Below are 17,235 nucleotides of genomic sequence, written 5' to 3'. Positions count from 1 at the left end.
AGCGGACCCCACATGCATCTTGTCGACATCACGATGTTCTACGCTGCCGAGGGCGGCGGCGTCAGCACCTACCTGAACGCCAAGTCGCGCTGGCTTGCGCGTTACGGCTGGGCGCGGCATACCATTTTCAGTCCCAATGTCGGCGCGGACGAAGCGCCCAGCCTGGTGCGGGTGCCGGCGGTGGCGCTGCCCGGCATCCACGGCTACCGCATGCCGGTCTCGGTGACGGCCGCGGCGCGGCGCCTGCGTGCGGCCCGGCCCGACCTGATCGAGGCGGGCGATGCCGGTCACAGTGCCTGGGCGGCATTGCGCCTGCGCCAGCAGCTCGGCATCCCGGCGCTCGCCTTCTACCATTCCGACCTGCCGCGCCTGGTGCAGAACCGTTTTGGCGAAACCATTTCCCACGGCACCTGCAAGTACCTCGCCCACCTGTACGGCGAGTTCGATACCGTGCTGGCGCCAAGCCGGCTGATGGTGCACCAGCTGGCCGACATGGGCGTCACCCATGCCCTGCACCAGCCGCTCGGCATCGACAGCGACATCTTCCACCCGCGCCGCCGGCGCGACAGCCTGAGGGCCGAGCTCGGCCTGCCGGAAGACACGCGCCTGCTGGTCTATGCCGGCCGCTTCACGGCCGACAAGAAGCTGAGCTATCTGGTCGAGGCCGTGCGCAAGCTCGGCAAGCCCTACCACCTGCTGCTGGTCGGGGGCGGGGCGCCGCTGCCGCAGCATGCGCAGCTGAGCTTCCTGCCCTTCCAGCGCGACCAGTGCGCACTGGCCGGCCTGCTGGCCAGCTGCGACGTGCTGGTGCATCCGGGAGATTGCGAAACCTTCGGCCTGATCGTGCTGGAGGCGATGGCCTGCGGCCTGCCGGTGGTGGGCACCAGCGGGGGCGGGGTGGCCGAGCTGGTCGACGAGCAGACCGGCATCCTGGCGCGCCCGAACGATGCCGACAGCCTGGCCGGCGCCATCGAAGCCATCTATGCGCGCGACCTGGTGCGCCTCTCCACCAATGCACGGCGCAAGGCGCACGAGCACTATGACTGGAGCCAGGTCTTCCCGCAGCTGATGCACCGCTACGGCAGCCTGCTGGCGGCGCGCCCGGGAGCCTCGCGCGTGCTGGAGCGGGTCTTTGTCCCCGACTGAGATGGACCGGCAAGCGGACGGCGATTCCACGAAAACAGCCGGGGCGCAGCGGCCGGTCCTGTGCGTGTCGATCCACGACGTTGCCCCGGCCACCTGGGACGAGTGCAGCCGTCTGGCGCGGGCCATGCGCGAGGTGGCGCAGTTGCCGCTGACCTGGCTGGTGGTGCCCCAGTACCACCGTGCCGGCGGCGAACCGGCGCGCATGGAAGCAGGGCTCGAACGGGCCCTGGCGCAAGCGGACGAGCTCGCGCTGCACGGCTATACCCATCTGGATACCGCACCGCACGGTCCTGGCTTGAGCGAGCGTTTCTTGCGTACGAAATATAGCCACGAAGGCGAGTTCGCGGCCCTGCCGGCCGACGAGGCGGCGCGGCGCATCCAGTGCGGACTCGACTGGTTCGCCGAGCGTGGCTGGCCGGTGCGCGGCTTCGTGCCGCCGGCCTGGCTGATGGGCGAGGGCGCCTGGCAGGCCCTGCGCGCCTTCGATTTCGACTACACCACGACTTTCCTGCGCTTTCACCTGCTCGGCGCCGGCGCGGAAGGCGCAGGCAAGCCAGGCAGCGGCGGGGCGGTGCTGTCGCCCTCGCTGGTCTATGCGGCGCGCAACCGGACCGGCCGGCTGGCATCGCCGCTAATGGCGGACGCCTTGACGCTGGCGCTGGCGCGCCGTCCGCTCATCCGGCTGAGCCTGCATCCGCCGGACGTGCGCCATCCGCGGCTGCTGCGCCATGCGCAGGCCACGGTCGAGCGCTTGCTGGCGACCCACACGGCCATGACCAAGGCCGCGTTCGCGCACAGGCTTACCAGTACGGTCCCCAGTAGCCTCCACCCCGCCAGTGGCGCGCACCCCAGCCCCCATAATACGAGGGAGCCTGGCGCAGTTCCTCGCGCGTGCTGAGCTGCAGCACGCACTGGCGCCACTGGTCGCTGTTCTGTGCATAGCCGAGGCGCGAGCAGGCCGGACCGTAGATGGTCATCAGCTCGGTCATTTCCGCCTGCATGCGCTCGGCGCGCTGCTGCGGCGTGGAGCAGGCAGCCAGTCCCAGGGTCATTGCCAGTACCGCATACTTTGCCATTTGCATGATCGCCTCCTTCGTCCGCCGTCCTGGCGGTGCCGTTTCAGTATAGATGGGGATACGTCGTGCGTAAATCAATCGTGCGACTCCCCGCATGCATGGAACAAATCCGGTTCGCCGGAGAACCCTGTTTTCTGGCAAGATACGCCCCAAAAAACAAGGAGAAACACAGCATGCGTCAGCGCCGTTGGAAGACCTGGACCCTGCGCGGGGTAGCCGGACTGGTGGCGCTCATCGTGCTGGCGCTGGCCGCCGGCTGGCTGTACTTGCGCGCCAGCCTGGCGCAGCTCGACGGCGAGCGCAGGGCGCCCGGCGTGCAAGCCGCGGTGACGGTGGCGCGCGATGCCGCCGGCGTGCCCTTCATCAGCGGCGCCAGCCGCGCCGACGTGGCCTATGCGACCGGCTTCGTGCACGCCCAGGAACGCTTCTTCCAGATGGATCTGCTGCGCCGCACTGCCGCGGGCGAACTGGCCGAGCTGTTCGGCCCGCGCGCACTGCCGCTCGACCGCTCGCGCCGCCTGCACCGCTTCCGCGCCCGTGCGCAGCTGGCGCTGGCGCGCCTGCCGGCCAGCGAGCGCGCACTGCTGGAGCGCTACGTGGCCGGCGTCAACGACGGCCTTGGCGCACTGCGCGCCAAGCCATTCGAATACGCCTTGACCGGGACCGAGGCGCGCCCGTGGAGCGCCGCCGATTCGCTGCTGGTCATCTGGGCGATGTACATCGACCTGCAGGGCAGCCAGGAGCCGCGCGAGCTGGCGCGCGGCTGGCTGCGCGCCAACAGCGACCCGGCGCAGCTGGCCTTCCTGCTACCGGAGGCGAGCCGCTGGGATGCGACGCTGGATGCTGGCGCGGGCGCGGCGCCCCCTGGCGAGGCGCCGCTGCCGCCCAGGGCGCCGGCCTGGTGGGGCGCGGAGCCAAAGCCGCCGGCGCAGCTGGCCGGCGCCGCCTTCGTCGATTCGGTCGGCAGCAACAACTACGCGGTGGCGGGCAGCCGCAGCGCCAGTGGCGCGGCCATCGTCGCCGACGACATGCACCTGGGCCTGCAACTGCCGAACATCTGGTACCGCGTGGCGCTGCGCTTCCCCGACCCGAAGGGCGCGCAGCGGCGCCTGGCCGGCGTCAGCCTGCCCGGCGCGCCGCCGACCATCATCGCCGGCAGCAACGGGGAGGTGGCCTGGGCCTTCACCAACAGCTACGCCGACCTGGTCGACCTGGTGCCGCTCGGCCTGGATGCGGCGCGCCCCGGCCAGGTGCGCCTGCCCGGCGGCTGGGAGACCCCGGCCAGCCACGTCGAGATGATTGCCGTGAAGGGCGCGGATGCCGAGCGCGTCGTGGTGCGCGAGACCTCCCTGGGCCCGATCCGCGAAGCGGGCGGGCGCCAGTACGCGGTGCACTGGATCGCGCACGACCCGGCCGCGATCAACCTCAACCATCTGAAGCTGGAGACGGCGGGCAGCGTGGACGAGGCGCTGGCCATTGCCGCCATCGACGGCATTCCGGCCCAGAACTTCGTGGCGGGCGACGCCGCCGGCAACATCGGCTGGACCATCGCCGGCCTGCTGCCGCAGCGCACGACGGCGGCGCTGGCGACCACCTTCCCGCTGGAGGAGGGCGTGCCCACCTGGAGCGCGCCGCTGGCGCCGCAGCGCTATCCGCGCGTGCTCAATCCGGCCGACGGCCAGATCACCACGGCCAACAGCCGCCAGCTGATGGGCGAGGGCGCCGACCTGATCGGGGACGGCGGCTTCGACCTCGGCGCCCGCAACCGTCAACTGGCCGACGGCCTGCGCGCCCTCGGGCCGCAGCTCGACGTGCGCCGGGCCGCCAGTGCGGCGCTGGACGACCGCGCCCTCTTCATCGGGCGCTGGCGCGAACGCGCACTAAGGGCGCTCGACCCCCAGGCGCTCAGGGGCCAGCCGCAGCGCGCCGAGTTCCGCCACCTGCTCGAGACCAGCTGGGACGGCCATGCCAGCGTCGGTTCGGTCGGCTACCGGCTGGCGCGCAACTATATGTGGGCCCTGAACGAGCTGCTGTTCGGGCGCGTCAACAAGGAGCTGGCCGCGCTCGACCCGAAAGCCACGCTGGCCAGCGCCACCACCCGCTGGCCCGACGTGCTCGCGCGCCTGCTCGATGCCCGTCCCGCCGGCTGGCTGCCGCCGGGCTACCGCGACTGGCGCGCCGTGGAGCTGGCCGCGGTCGACCGCGTGATCCAGGACCTGACGCAAGACGGGCAGGCGCTGGCGCAGGCCAGCTGGGGCAAGCGCAATACGGCGGCGATCGCGCATCCGATCAGCATCGCGGTGCCGGCCCTGGCGCCGCTGCTGGGGGCGCCGCCCGACCAGCTGCCGGGCGACTCCAACATGCCGCGCGTGGCGGGACCGAAATTCGGGCAGTCGGAGCGCATGACGGTGTCGCCCGGGCGCGAAGAGGAGGGGCTGTACAACATGCCGGGCGGGCAGAGCGGACATCCGCTGTCGCCGTTCTTCCTGGCGGGGCACAAGGAGTGGGTGGAAGCCAAGCCGGTGCCGCTGTTGCCGGGGCCGGCCAAGTACACGCTGCGTTTCGTGCCGTAAAGAGCTTGCGATGATCGGGGTTCGTAGGGTGGGCGGGTTCCCCGCCCACGCGGTGATAGTTTGGGTGTGAACAGCCGTGGAAGATGATCTCGCTGCTGGTTGAACGCGTGGGCGGGAGACCCGCCCACCCTACAACGGCACCATCGCTTACTTTGCGGGCAGCAGCAGCGGCGCCTGCAGCATCCCGGTAATCGTTTCCGCGCTTGACGGATGTCCCAGGTAGTATCCCTGCACCATGTCGCAGCCATACTGCTCGAGCAGCAGCAGCTGTTCGCCGGTCTCGACGCCCTCGGCCACCACCACCATCTTGAGCCCGTGCGCCATCGCGATGATGGCGCGGGTGATGGCCGCGTTCTCCGAATCCTGCGGCAGGCCGTTGATGAAGCTGCGGTCGATCTTCAGCGCGCGCACGTCGAAACGCTTCAGGTAGTTCATCGACGAGTAGCCGGTGCCGAAGTCGTCGATCGACAGGTACACCCCGATGCCGCGCAGCTGCTCCAGCGTGACCAGGGTAGCGCGCGCGTCGTCCATCAGCGTGCCCTCGGTGAGCTCGAGCTCCAGCAGGCGCGGCTCTAGCCCGGCATCCAGCAGGGCCGAGTGCACCATCTGCGACAGGTTCTCGTCCTTGAACTGCTTGGCCGAGAGGTTGACCGCCATGCGGATCATGCGCTGGGCGTGGCGCTGCCAGGACCTGGCCTGGCGGCAGGCCGTGCGCAGCACCCATTCGCCGATCGGCACGATCAGGCCGGTCTCCTCGGCCAGGGGGATGAACTCGGTAGGCGGCACCAGCCCACGCTCCGGGTGGCGCCAGCGCACCAGCGCCTCGACCCCGACGATCTCGGAAGTGCGCACGTCGCGCTGCGGCTGGTACACCAGGTACAGCTCGTCGTTCTGCAGCGCCTTGCGCAGCCCGACCTCGAGCTTCACGTGGCTCATGATCTGCATGGTCAGCGAGGAGCTGTACAGCTTCGCGTTGTTCTTGCCGCAGTTCTTGGCATGGTACATCGCGGTGTCGGCGAACTTGAGCAGCGAGCCGCAATCGTCGCCGTCTTCCGGGAACAGCGAGATGCCGATACTGGCGGTCACGAAAATCTCGTTGCCCTCGATCAGGAAGGGCCGCCGCATCGCCTCCTTCACACGCGTAGCAACGTTCAGCGCATGCTCGACCCGCTCCAGGTCCGGGATCAGGATGGTGAACTCGTCGCCGCCCAAGCGCGCCAGGTTGGTCGTGTGGTCGGCCTTCTCGCCGGCCGCGCCGCTGCTCGAGCCATCCCCGCGCGACACCAGGTCGCTCGGCCGGGTGGTCTCGCGCAGGCGCTCGGACACCATCTTGAGCAGCTGGTCGCCAGCATTGTGGCCCAGCGTGTCGTTGATGCGCTTGAAGGCGTCGAGGTCCATGAACAGCACCGCGAACTTCTTGTTGCCGATCTTCGAGCGCTGCAGCTCGCGTTCCAGCGTCTCCAGGAAGGCCTGGCGGTTCGGGATGCCGGTCAGGCTGTCGCAGTAGGCGAGACGCCGGATCTGCTCTTCGGCGCGCTTGCGTTCGCTGATGTCGCGCACCAGGCCGAGCACCTGCGAGTCGCCGGTGGCGACCAGCCGCGCCTCGAAGTGCTGGGACTCGCCGCAGTGTTCGAGCTCGTACTCGACCGAGCGCACCTGCTGGATGGCCAGCACGGTGCGCATCTGTTCCAGCATGCGCGCGGCGATGGCGGGCGGCAGCACGTCGGTGATGTGCTTGCCGATGCAGGGCTGGGCGGTGGCGTGCCTGCGGTTCGGCCGGCCCCGGCCGGGACGCTCGTGGCCCGGCTCGTAGTCGAGGTAGAAGCCGTCGCGGTCGAGGCGAAAGAAGGTGTCGGGGATGGCGGCCAGCACCGCGCGGTTCTGGGCGTCGGCGATGCGCAGGCGCGCGATGGCGTCGCTGGCGCGCAGCACGTAGAGCACGCGGTGCCCGAGGATCGGCCAGTTGATCGGCTTGGAGACGAAGTCGGTGGCACCGGCCTCGTAGGCGCGCGTGACCGCCTCCAGGTCGTCGCCGCCGGTGACCATCACGATCGGCACGCTGGCGCCGTCGGCTTCCGCGTCGCGGATCGCTTCGCAGGCGGCGAAGCCGTCCATGCGCGGCATCTCGACGTCCATCAGGATCAGGTCGGGCGAACGCGAGCGCGCCAGCTCGACCGCTGCCGCGCCGTCGGCTGCCTCGATCGCGTCCAGCCCGACCTGGGCCAGCATCTCGAGCATCAGCATGCGCATGACCGGGTCGTCGTCGGCGACCAGGACCGTTCCGCGCTTCGGTGGAGAGGAAGGCATCTCAGGTTTCCTTTTCAAGCATGGCGTGGAGCGAATGGCGCACGGTCTGGAATTCGTGTTCCATGTCGGTGAGGATGCGGTCCGCGCCAACGACCGTGTCGGCGCGCCCGAGCTGTTCGAGTTCCCTGCACAGCGTCGCCAGGCGCGCGGCGCCGATGTTGGCGCTGGCCGATTTCAGGCTGTGGGCGACGCGCCGCACGCTGCCGGCATCCATGCCCTCGACCGCCTCGCGCAGCGTCGCCAGATGGCGCGGCGTGTCGCCCACGTAGGCGGCGATGACCTTGTGCACCAGCGCATCGCCGCCGTCGCGGCTGAGCGCCCGGATGTTGTCGAGCGCGACCCGGTTGACCGACTCGCGCTGGATCACCTCGACCGTCTCGGGCGGCAGGCGCGGCGGCGCGTCCAGGTGGTGGCTGGTGGCGGCCAGCGGTACCGCGACCCAGCGGCCGATCACCGCCGCCAGCTGCTGCTGGGTAAAGGGTTTCGAGAGGTAGTCGTCCATGCCGGCGGCCAGGCAGGCCTCGCGGTCGCCCTGCAGCGCGTTGGCGGTGATCGCGATGACCGGCAGGGTGCGTGCGCGGCCGGCCTCGCGTTCGTGGCGGCGGATCGCGGCGGTGGCCGCGAAGCCGTCCATCACCGGCATCTGGCAATCCATCAGCACCGCATCGAAGCTGCCGCTGCGCACCGCCTGCAGCGCTTCCTGGCCGTTGCGCGCGCAGGTGGCTTCGATGCCCAGGCTTTCCAGCATCGCCTTCGCGACTTCGACGTTGACCGGGTTGTCTTCCGCCAGCAGGACCCGGCGCGCGCGCGCGCGCGGCGCCGGACGCGGCGTGGCGGGGGCCGGTACGGCGAACCCGGCAGCCGGCGCCGGCGCAAGGCTTGCTGCGGCCGGCGCCGGGCCCGGCGCAGCGGCCCCGGGCGCATGCAGTCGCGCCGCGCAGGCGGCCAGGCAGGCATACATGTCGGCCGCGCGCGCCGGCTTGACCAGCTGGTAGGCGACCCCGGCGGCGCGCCGCTGGACCGGATCGGCCGCCAGGCGCTCGGGACTGACCAGCACCAGGTGGGTGGCGCGCGCGCCGGCATCGGCCTTGATCGATGCCGCCAGCGCCAGGCCGCTGGTGTGGGTCATTTCCATGTCGATGACGGCGGCGTCGTAGGGGCGGCCGCTCCTGGCCGCGCTCAGCAGGCGCTCGTAGCCGGCGGCCGCGCTGGCGGCGCAATCGGCGGACGCACGCCAGGCCCGCAGCTGCTGGGCCAGGTCTTCGCGGGGCTCCTCCTGTTCGTCCACGATCAGCACGCGCAGGCCCTCCAGCGTGTGCTCGCGGTGGCCGGGCGCATCGGGATCGACGCGGCGCTTGTCGAAGCTGACGGTGAACCAGAAGATCGAGCCGCGCGTGGGCGCGTTGTCGACGCCGATGGCGCCGCCCATCAGTTCCACCAGCTGCTTCGAGATCGCCAAACCGAGGCCGGTGCCGCCGTAGCGGCGCGTGGTCGAATCGTCGGCCTGCGAGAAGGCCTCGAACAGGCGCGCCCGCGCTTCGCGCGAGATGCCGATGCCGGTGTCGTGCACCTCGAAGCGCAGCATGACCGACTGGGTGTCCTCGCCGGCCACGCGCACCCGCGCCAGGATCCGGCCTTCATCGGTGAACTTGATGGCATTGCCGAGCAGGTTGGCCATGATCTGGCGCAGCCGGTTCGGGTCGCCGCAGATCGCCACCGGGATGTCGTTGGCGATGTCGAAGTCGAAGCCGATCCCCTTGCCGGCCGCCTGCGGGGTATACACGTTGTGGATGTCGTCCAGCAGGTCCCACAGGTTGAAATTGATGTACTCGATGGTCAGCTTGCCGGCCTCGATCTTGGAAAAATCGAGGATGTCGTTGATGATCACCAGGAGGTGCTCGCCGGAGCGCTTGACCAGGGTGGTGTAGTTGCGCTGGGCCTCGGTGAGCGGGGTCGCCAGCAGCATCTCGGTCATCCCGAGCACGCCGTTCATCGGGGTGCGGATCTCGTGGCTCATGGTGGCCAGGAAGGCGCTCTTGGCGCGGCTCGCGGCTTCGGCGGCATTCTTGGCCTTTTCCAGCTGCTCGGTGCGCACGCCGACCTGGCGTTCCAGCTCGTCGCGGTGGTGCAGCAGGGCGGCGCCGCGGTCCTCGATCTGGGCCATCATGGTGTTGAAGCTGTCGATCAGCTGCCCCAGCTCGTCGGTGCGCTGGTGGGCGATGCGCAGGCTGTAGTTCTGGCTGGTGGAGACTTTCTGCGCGGCCTGGATCAGCTTGGTCACCGGCTCGGCGATGCTGCGCTTGAAGCGGCCGGCCATGCCCACCGCGACCCCCAGCGACACCAGCATCGCCAGGCCCATCACCGCCAGCCCGGCGAGGATGTCGATCCAGGTCTCGACCAGGTCGGTCTCGATCATGACCACGCCCACCTGCAGTTCGCCCGCCATCACCGGCAGGTACAGGCGCATGCGGCGCGACAGCAGGACCTGGCCCCCGGCATTGGCGGTGCCCAGCGCCTCGGCATCGATGCCGTCCAGCGCCTCGGGCGGGACCAGGTCTTCGGTAGGGCTGTCGCTCGCGGACAGGTAGAGCGCAAAGGGCTTGCCGTTGCGGTCGTACAGGACGGCCGAGGCGATGTCGCTCTTGGCCGCCAGTGCGCCGAGCGCATTGCTGGCGCGGGCGCGGTCGCGCAGCAGCAGGTAGTCGGCGCTGCTGGCCGCGATGACCTGGGCGAAGGTCTGCAGCTGCATCGCCTCGTCCTTGCGATGGTTCGCCACCGAGGTCGCGACAAAGGCTGCGAACACGAACAGCAGTGCGGTCGCGGTCGAGAGCAGCGAGATGATGGTCAGCTTCTGGTTCAGGCTGGAGCGCTCGAAGTTCGGCATTCTGATCCCGCAGGCACGTCGGAGCGGCCCGACGCCGGACGACGCAGGGCTTCCTTTGCGGAATGCAAATTCCCGCAAGAAAAAAATATACGTTCAAGGGGGTGGGGTAGCGTTGACGGACGTCAATGTACGTAGGGCAAATTCGCACGCAGGGTGCGCGGACCGACCACGCTTTCATCGTGCACTTCTGATCTTCACTAAAACCGGCGCTGTCTTCGCGCCTAGACTCGGTGCGTTTGGACCGCTGCAGGACCGGTCCGCCACGACGACCAGGAGAACCGGCATGAACCTGACCACGCGCATCCTCGACAACCTGCAGCTTCCCCGCAAGCGGCAAGCCGACGAGCAGGGCGGTCCCGCCACGGCGCCGCAGGCCCTGGCGCCGGCGTCCCTGCCCTTGATCGACCAGATCAATATCGTTCATACGGCCCTGTTCGGCTGGCCGTGCGACGGGCTGACGCCGCTCGACGACTACCTGGCCTGCGACAATGTCCACCAGGTCGCGCTCAGGATGCTCGATTCGCCCCGGTTTCGCTGGGATATCCGCGACAAGCTCGGTTTGTGGCCCCATGAAAAATGGGTCATGACCGATTACCGCGGCCTGCAGATATGGGTGAACCTGTTCGACGGTTTCGTGTCGTTCGGCGTCCTGCACGGCAACTGGGAAAACGCCGAAGTCGACTTCATGCTGTCGTGGCTGGGCGAAGGCGACGGCGTCATCGATGCCGGCGCGAACATCGGCGTGTTCACGATCCAGGCCGCCAGGGCGGTGGGCGAGAGCGGCCGCGTATATGCCTTCGAGCCGATGCGCAATACCTTCGACATGCTGGCGCGCAGCGTGCGGGCCAATGGCTTCGAGACGCGCTGTTCCCTCCACAACGAAGGCCTGGGCGCAAGCGAGGGCAAGGGCTCCTTCCACCTGAGTTCCCATGCGACCAATCCCGGCAGTTCCTACATCTCGGCCGATGCGCGCGGCGAACGCATCCGCATACGGCCGCTCGATTCGGTCGACTACGAGCGCCGCATCCGCTTCCTCAAGATGGACGTCGAGGGCTTCGAGCCGCACATCATCCGGGGCGCGGCCAGGACGCTTGCCGAGCATACGCCGGTCATCCTGACCGAGTTCTTCCCGCGCTCGCTGCGCGAGATCGGCGGCATCTCCGGCCCCGGCTACGTGGCGATGCTGGAACAACTGGGCTATGCCATGACGGTCTTCACCGCCGACGGCAGCCCCGGCGACAAGGTGAGTTCTGCCGACGCCCACCGCTTCGACGACATCACGGCGCCCATCAACCTAGTCTGCCTTCCTGCCAGGCGATAAAAGCGAAGGGACCCTGTCGGGTCCCTTCGCCATTCATGCAGCCTTCAGCAGCAGGTGGCCCGCTTGCCGCCGTAGCGCGCTTCCTGGCGCTCCCGGAAGAACTCCTCGTAGGTCATCGGCGTCTGGTCCGGATGGGTACGTTCCATGTGCGCCAGGTAGGTGTCGTACTCGGGCAGGCCGACCATCAGGCGCATGCTCTGCCCGAGGTACTTGCCTGCTTCCTTGCCTGCCTCCAGCAGAGCGCCGAACATCATTGCACCTGCGGGTTGGCCATCGCGACGTACGGGGTCTCCTTGGCGGTCGGGGTGTTGCTTGCGCGCGCCGCCATGACGGTGCGCACACCGTAGACCAGCACCGCCAGCACCACGAACATGAAGAAGCCCGCCAGGGTCGCGTTGACGTAGTCGTTGAAGATGATGCGCTCCATCTGCTCGATGGTCTTGGCCGGGGCCAGCACCGTGCCGGCGTCGTGCGCGGCCTGGAACTTGTCGGCGTGGGCCAGGAAGCCGACCTTCGGATCGGCGGCGAAAATCTTCTGCCATCCGGCGGTCAGGGTGCAGGCCAGCAGCCACAGGGTCGGCACGACCGTGATCCAGGCGTACTGCGCGCGCTTCATCTTGTACAGCACGCAGGTGCCCAGCATCAGCGCGATACCGGCCAGCATCTGGTTGGCGATGCCGAACAGCGGCCACAGGGTATTGATGCCGCCCAGCGGATCGACCACGCCCTGGTACAGGAAGTAGCCCCAGGCGGCCACGCACAGGCCGGTGGCCAGCAGGTTGGCCGGCAGCGACTCGGTGCGCTTGAGCGACGGTGCAAAGGCGCCCAGCAGGTCCTGCAGCATGAAGCGGCCGGCGCGGGTGCCCGCGTCCACCGCGGTCAGGATGAACAGGGCCTCGAACAGGATCGCGAAGTGGTACCAGAAGGCCATCATGGCCTGGCCACCGACCACGTTCGACAGGATGTGCGCCATGCCCACGGCGAGAGTCGGGGCGCCGCCGGCGCGCGAGATGATGGTGTTCTCGCCGACGTCCTTCGCCATCTGCTCCAGCGTCTCAGGGGTGATCACGAAGCCCATCTGCGACACGGCGGCCGCAGCCGACTGCGCGGTGGTGCCCAGCACCGCGGCCGGGCTGTTCATCGCAAAATACACGCCCGGGTCGATGGTGGAGGCCGCCACTAGCGCCATGATCGCCACGAACGATTCCATCAGCATGCCGCCGTAGCCGATGAAGCGGGCGTGGGTCTCGTTCTCGATCATCTTCGGGGTGGTGCCCGAGGAGATCAGCGCGTGGAAGCCCGACACCGCGCCGCAGGCGATGGTGATGAACAGGAAGGGGAACAGGTTGCCCGACCAGACCGGGCCGCTGCCGTCGATGAACTTGGTCACGGCCGGCATGCGCAGGTCCGGGGCGACGATCAGGATGCCGATCGCCAGCGCCACGATGGTGCCGATCTTCAGGAAGGTGGACAGGTAGTCGCGCGGCGCCAGCAGCAGCCACACCGGAATGACCGAGGCGACGAAGCCGTAGCCGATCAGCATCCAGGTCAGCTGGGTGCCGGTGAAGTCGAACATCGGGCCCAGGGTCGGCGAATCGTGCACCCACTGGCCGCCGATGATGGCCAGCATCAGGAGCACGAAGCCGATGATCGACACTTCGCCGATGCGGCCGACGCGCACGTAGCGCGAATACAGGCCCATGAACAGCGCGATCGGGATGGTGGCCAGCACCGTGAAGCTGCCCCACGGCGAGTGGGTCAGCGCCTTCACGACGATCAGCGCCAGCACCGCCAGGATGATCACCATGATCATGAAGGTGCCCAGCAGCGCGATCAGGCCCGGGATCTCGCCCATTTCGGACTTGATCAGGTCGCCGAGCGAGCGGCCGTCGCGGCGGGTGGACATGAACAGCACGATGAAGTCCTGGACGGCGCCGGCGAAGACGACGCCTGCCAGGATCCACATCATGCCCGGCAGGTAGCCCATCTGGGCCGCCAGCACCGGACCCACCAGCGGGCCGGCGCCGGCGATCGCGGCGAAGTGGTGGCCGTACAGGACGTACTTGTTGGTCGGGACATAGTCCAGGCCGTCGTTGTACTTGTAGGCGGGGGTCTGGCGCTTGGGATCGAGTTGCAGCGCCTTGTAGGCGATGAACTTGCTGTAGAAACGGTAGGCGATCAGGTAGACGCAGACTGCTGCTGCGACGATCCAGATCGCGTTGATGGTCTCGCCTTGCTTGACGGCGATGAAACCGAGCGAAAATGCGCCCAGGACCGACAATGCGATCCAGCCGAGCGCGCTCGACATGCTTTTCATGGTGCTCCTCCGAGGTGGATTGACTACTTCTTGTGGCCGGTGGCGTACTGTGTCGACCGGCGGTTTTTTGGACAGCGTACCGGAGAGTATGTTGCACGAATATCAGCGCCACAAGCGCACCATTACGCAGTGCCTGCGTAGTACTACGTAGAAGGCGGCCCCGGCAGCCGTTTCGTTTCCCCCTTAAAATGTGTGCTGGAAATCAGTCAAGCGTAGGGTGGGCGGGTTCCCCGCCCACGCGGTGATAGTTAGCGGAGAAATGCCGCGGATGATGATTCCACCTGTTGACCGCGTGGGCGGCACAGCCGCCCACCCTACGAAAAACTCCGATGAAATTAAGGCAGAAGGTCATCGTGCTGGCGATCGGGCCGCTGATCGTGGCCCTGTGCGCCATCGCCCTGTTCGTGCGCCAGCAGGCCGCCGAGCTGGCCCGGCAGCAGCGCGCCACCATCCAGCAGGCCTACCTGGCCAGCAAGGAAGCCGAGTTGCGCCATTACGTGGCCCTGGCCACGCAGTCGATCGGCCACCTGGTGCGCTCCGGCCGCACCGATCCGGCCATCCAGGAAGAAGCCAAGCGCATCCTTGGTTCGCTGAGCTTCGGCGACGACGGCTATTTCTTCGTCTACGACATGCAGGGCCGCAGCCTGATGCACCCGCGCCAGCCCGAGCTGGTCGGCACCGACATGTGGAACTGGGTCGACGCCAACGGCGTGCCCACCATCCAGCGCCTGATCGAACGCGCCCGCGCCGGCGGCGGTTTCCACCGCTACACCTGGGCCAAGCCAACCTCAAGCCGGCAGGCGCCCAAGCTCGGCTACGTGGTGCCGGTGGCGCACTGGGGCTGGATGATGGGCACCGGCATCTACCTGGACGACGTCGAGGCCGCGCTGGCCCAGGTCGATGCCCAGCAGTCGCGCAACATCGGCGAGACGCTGCTGTGGATCGCCGGCCTGGCCGTGCTGGCCTCGCTGGCGGTGGCCAGCGGCGGCCTGGTGCTGAACCTGCGCGAGCTGCGCGTGGCCGACGCCAAGCTCAAGGCGCTGGCCCAGCGCGTGGTCGAGTCGCAGGAAGAAGAGCGGGCGCGCCTGTCGCGCGACCTGCACGACGGGATCAGCCAGGCACTGGTCTCGGTCAAGCTGCAGCTGGAAGCGGGCATCATCCGCCTGGACGGCGACGCGGCCCAGCAGCAGCAGGCGCGCGGCGCGCTCGAGCGCACCGTGGAGCAGGTGAAATCGGTGCTGGGCGAAGTGCGCCGCATCTCGCACGACCTGCGTCCAACGCTGCTGGACGACCTCGGCCTGGCGCCGGCGCTCGACTATCTCGCCAGCGAGTTCGGACGCCACAGCGGCACGCCGGTGCGCTTCCGCGCGGAAGGGCCGGTGGACGCGCTGCCCGAGATGGCCGGCACGGTGCTGTTCCGCATCGCCCAGGAGGCGCTCACCAACGTCGAGCGCCATGCCGGCGCGCGCCAGGTGGAGATGCGCCTGGTGCGGCGCGGCCGCTGCCTGAGCCTGGAGATCGCCGACGATGGCGGGGGCTTCGACGCCCACGACATCGCCCAGCACCCGCAGCGCGGCATCGGCCTGCGCAACATGATGGAAAGGATGGAAGCGATCGGCGGGCGGCTGGCGATCGATTCCTCGCCGCTCGGCACCCGTGTGGTGGCCAGCATCGATGTGGAAGAGCAGACATGAGTGACGCTTCGGAAATCAGGATCCTGCTGGTGGACGACCACCCCCTGGTGCGCGACGGCCTGCGCGCGCGCCTGGAAGCGGCGCCGCGCCTGCGCGTGGTGGGCGAGGCCGGATCAGGCCAGGAAGCCATCGAGCAGGCCGGCGCCTGCCAGCCCGACCTGGTGCTGATGGACATCAACATGAAGGGCGGCAGCGGCATCGAGGCCACCGCGCGCCTGCTCCAGCACTATCCCGGCGTGGCGGTGCTGGTGTTGTCGATGCACGACAAGCCGGAATACGTCACGCAGGCGATCCAGGCGGGCGCGCGCGGCTACGTGCTGAAGGATGCGCCGGGCAAGGACATCGTGCTGGCGATCGACACCGTGATCGGCGGCGGCATCTACTACAGCGCCGCGCTGGCGCGCCAGCTGGCCAGCCCGGCGGCGTCAAGCGACCTCCTGACCGCGCGCGAGCAGGAAGTCCTGGAACATATCGCCGGCGGCCAGTCGAACAAGCAGATCGCCCGCGCGCTCGAACTGTCGGTGCGCACCGTCGAAACCCATCGCCTGAATATCAAGCGCAAGCTCGGCATCGAAGGGCAGGCCGAACTGATCCGTTTCGCGGTCCAGCGCGCCGAAAACCGCGGTTACACATAAGTGGGAACATTAAGTATCCATAAAGAAATAAAAGATGTTGCTTTCTGATAATCCGTCGAATAAGATTGACCGAATATCACTCAGAGCCTGAGCATTGAAAGCATAAAGATGGCCGAGCCGGACCCCAACTCGTTTCCGCTGGTAGCAATCGACCCGGTCGCCAATGGGCAGAACGAGTGGGTAGCGCTTTGCCTGCGGGTCGAAGGTGGCGCGGATTTGCCGCAGCGACTGCAGGCCGTGTTCGGCACGCCCGACCTGCTGGCCGCGATCGCCCCGCTCGACGGCCTCCTGATGCTCGACCATCCGGCTGCCTTGAGCCCGCCCGTGCTGGCCACGATGCCGGCCAACCGCATCGGCTTCGTCATCGCCGCCCAGGCCCTGCTCGAGGATGGCGCCGCGCGCCGCCTCACCGAACTGCACGAACTCGGCTACCGCCTCTGGCTCGACGGCGCCCCGCCGGAAGGCGTCAAGGCACCGCCGGCGCTGCGCACCATCGCACGCGACTGCGCCCGCGACCCGGCGCCGGCAGGGCGGCTGGCCGCGCTGTTCGGCCCGCACCTGGCGCGCCGCGTCGACAGCGCCGCGAGTTTCACCCAGAGCGAGATGGCCGGCTTCGACTGGTTCAGCGGCGACTACCCCTACGATCCGCTGCTCGCCGGCGACGCCAGGCCGGACGGCAGTTCGCGCCGCCGCATCCTGACCCTGCTCGGCCTGTTGTCGCGCGATGCCGATTCGCGCGAACTCGAGCAGCAGCTCAAGCAGGACCCGACCCTGTCCTACCACCTGCTCAAGCTGGTCAACTCGGCCGCGTTTGCAGTGAGCACCCAGATCACCAGCTTCAACCAGGCCATCAACCTGCTCGGCCGGCGCCAACTGCAGCGCTGGCTCCAGCTGCTGCTGTACGCGCGCCAGCAGGCCGACGGCTTGCCGAACCTGCTGCTGCCGCTGGCGGCGCGCCGCGCTGCGCAACTGGAGGCATTGTGCAAGCAGGGCGGAGGAGAGCGCGACGCCTGCGACCTGGCCTTCATGACCGGTGTGTTCTCGCTGCTGGACCGGCTGCTGCACATGCCGATGGCGGACATCGTCGCCGACCTGAACCTGCCGGAACACGTATCCGGCGCCTTGCTCGAGCGCAGCGGGGAACTCGGCGCCTGGCTGCGCCTGACGGAAACCCACCCCACGCGGCAAGCCCTCGACGCGGCGGGCATCGACCCCGCCGGCTGGTGGAACAGCCAGTTGAACGCCTATCACTGGGCGATCCAGGTAGGACGGAATGTCTGAC

Annotated in this window: 12 protein-coding genes; 7 read left to right on the top strand and 5 right to left on the bottom strand. The window is 68.6% G+C overall.

Annotation, left to right across the window (positions count from 1 at the left end; translation table 11 throughout):
- The first annotated feature begins 12 nt into the window (after window positions 1–12).
- Both ACK6C6_RS14925 and ACK6C6_RS14920 read left to right on the top strand, forming a co-directional pair.
- Window positions 13–1,146 carry a glycosyltransferase gene (locus ACK6C6_RS14925; RefSeq protein ID WP_409267940.1) on the top strand — a complete coding sequence of 378 codons (1,134 nt, stop codon included), beginning with the start codon at window positions 13–15 and terminating at the stop codon, window positions 1,144–1,146.
- Window positions 1,133–2,044: a DUF2334 domain-containing protein gene (locus ACK6C6_RS14920; RefSeq protein WP_409267938.1), complete on the top strand. Its 912-nt coding sequence runs from the start codon at window positions 1,133–1,135 to the stop codon at window positions 2,042–2,044. Before ACK6C6_RS14925 ends, ACK6C6_RS14920 begins: the two co-directional genes overlap by 14 nt.
- Here the strand turns inward: ACK6C6_RS14920 and ACK6C6_RS14915 are convergent.
- Window positions 1,947–2,228 carry a hypothetical protein gene (locus ACK6C6_RS14915; RefSeq protein WP_229446049.1) on the bottom strand — a complete coding sequence of 94 codons (282 nt, stop codon included), beginning with the start codon at window positions 2,226–2,228 and terminating at the stop codon, window positions 1,947–1,949. The genes ACK6C6_RS14920 and ACK6C6_RS14915 overlap by 98 nt on opposite strands.
- A gap of 167 nt (window positions 2,229–2,395) precedes the next feature.
- Here ACK6C6_RS14915 and ACK6C6_RS14910 point away from each other — a divergent pair, with 167 nt between their 5' ends.
- Window positions 2,396–4,795 carry a penicillin acylase family protein gene (locus tag ACK6C6_RS14910; protein ID WP_409267935.1) on the top strand — a complete coding sequence of 800 codons (2,400 nt, stop codon included), beginning with the start codon at window positions 2,396–2,398 and terminating at the stop codon, window positions 4,793–4,795.
- A gap of 147 nt (window positions 4,796–4,942) precedes the next feature.
- On the opposite strand, the gene ACK6C6_RS14905 is transcribed toward ACK6C6_RS14910, so the two are convergent.
- Together ACK6C6_RS14905 and ACK6C6_RS14900 are read right to left on the bottom strand one after the other, a co-directional pair.
- On the bottom strand, window positions 4,943–7,102 hold the full coding sequence (locus tag ACK6C6_RS14905; protein WP_409267933.1) for a putative bifunctional diguanylate cyclase/phosphodiesterase: 2,160 nt from the start codon (window positions 7,100–7,102) through the stop codon (window positions 4,943–4,945).
- A gap of 1 nt (window position 7,103) precedes the next feature.
- A complete protein-coding gene (locus tag ACK6C6_RS14900; RefSeq protein WP_409267932.1) occupies window positions 7,104–9,986 on the bottom strand; it encodes a response regulator in 2,883 nt (960 codons plus the stop codon).
- A 283-nt stretch (window positions 9,987–10,269) separates the two neighbouring features.
- Between ACK6C6_RS14900 and ACK6C6_RS14895 the strand changes: the two genes are divergently transcribed.
- Window positions 10,270–11,307 (top strand): FkbM family methyltransferase, encoded by a 1,038-nt coding sequence (locus ACK6C6_RS14895; RefSeq protein WP_409267931.1) that lies wholly within the window; start codon window positions 10,270–10,272, stop codon window positions 11,305–11,307.
- Between the two features lie 44 nt (window positions 11,308–11,351).
- On the opposite strand, the gene ACK6C6_RS14890 is transcribed toward ACK6C6_RS14895, so the two are convergent.
- Together ACK6C6_RS14890 and ACK6C6_RS14885 are read right to left on the bottom strand one after the other, a co-directional pair.
- Complete coding sequence (locus tag ACK6C6_RS14890; RefSeq protein WP_152571087.1) at window positions 11,352–11,558, bottom strand: YbdD/YjiX family protein; 207 nt, start codon at window positions 11,556–11,558, stop codon at window positions 11,352–11,354.
- A complete protein-coding gene (locus tag ACK6C6_RS14885) occupies window positions 11,558–13,624 on the bottom strand; it encodes a carbon starvation CstA family protein (protein WP_409267930.1) in 2,067 nt (688 codons plus the stop codon). Before ACK6C6_RS14885 ends, ACK6C6_RS14890 begins: the two co-directional genes overlap by 1 nt.
- Before the next feature lie 329 nt (window positions 13,625–13,953).
- Here ACK6C6_RS14885 and ACK6C6_RS14880 point away from each other — a divergent pair, with 329 nt between their 5' ends.
- From ACK6C6_RS14880 to ACK6C6_RS14870, 3 genes are all read left to right on the top strand, one after another.
- Window positions 13,954–15,318, top strand: coding sequence for a cache domain-containing protein (locus tag ACK6C6_RS14880; protein ID WP_409267929.1), 1,365 nt, complete (start codon window positions 13,954–13,956; stop codon window positions 15,316–15,318).
- Window positions 15,315–15,953, top strand: a complete 639-nt coding sequence (locus ACK6C6_RS14875) for a response regulator transcription factor (protein WP_209588653.1) — start codon at window positions 15,315–15,317, stop codon at window positions 15,951–15,953. Before ACK6C6_RS14880 ends, ACK6C6_RS14875 begins: the two co-directional genes overlap by 4 nt.
- Before the next feature lie 108 nt (window positions 15,954–16,061).
- Window positions 16,062–17,234 carry an EAL and HDOD domain-containing protein gene (locus ACK6C6_RS14870; RefSeq protein WP_409267928.1) on the top strand — a complete coding sequence of 391 codons (1,173 nt, stop codon included), beginning with the start codon at window positions 16,062–16,064 and terminating at the stop codon, window positions 17,232–17,234.
- Window position 17,235: the final 1 nt, after the last annotated feature.

Origin of the sequence: Massilia sp. BHUDP2, assembly GCF_046236355.1 — a bacterium.
GTDB lineage: Bacteria > Pseudomonadota > Gammaproteobacteria > Burkholderiales > Burkholderiaceae_D > Telluria > Telluria varians.
The sequence above is the reverse complement of the archived record's forward strand: the minus strand, read 5'-3'. Positions and strand labels throughout refer to the sequence as shown.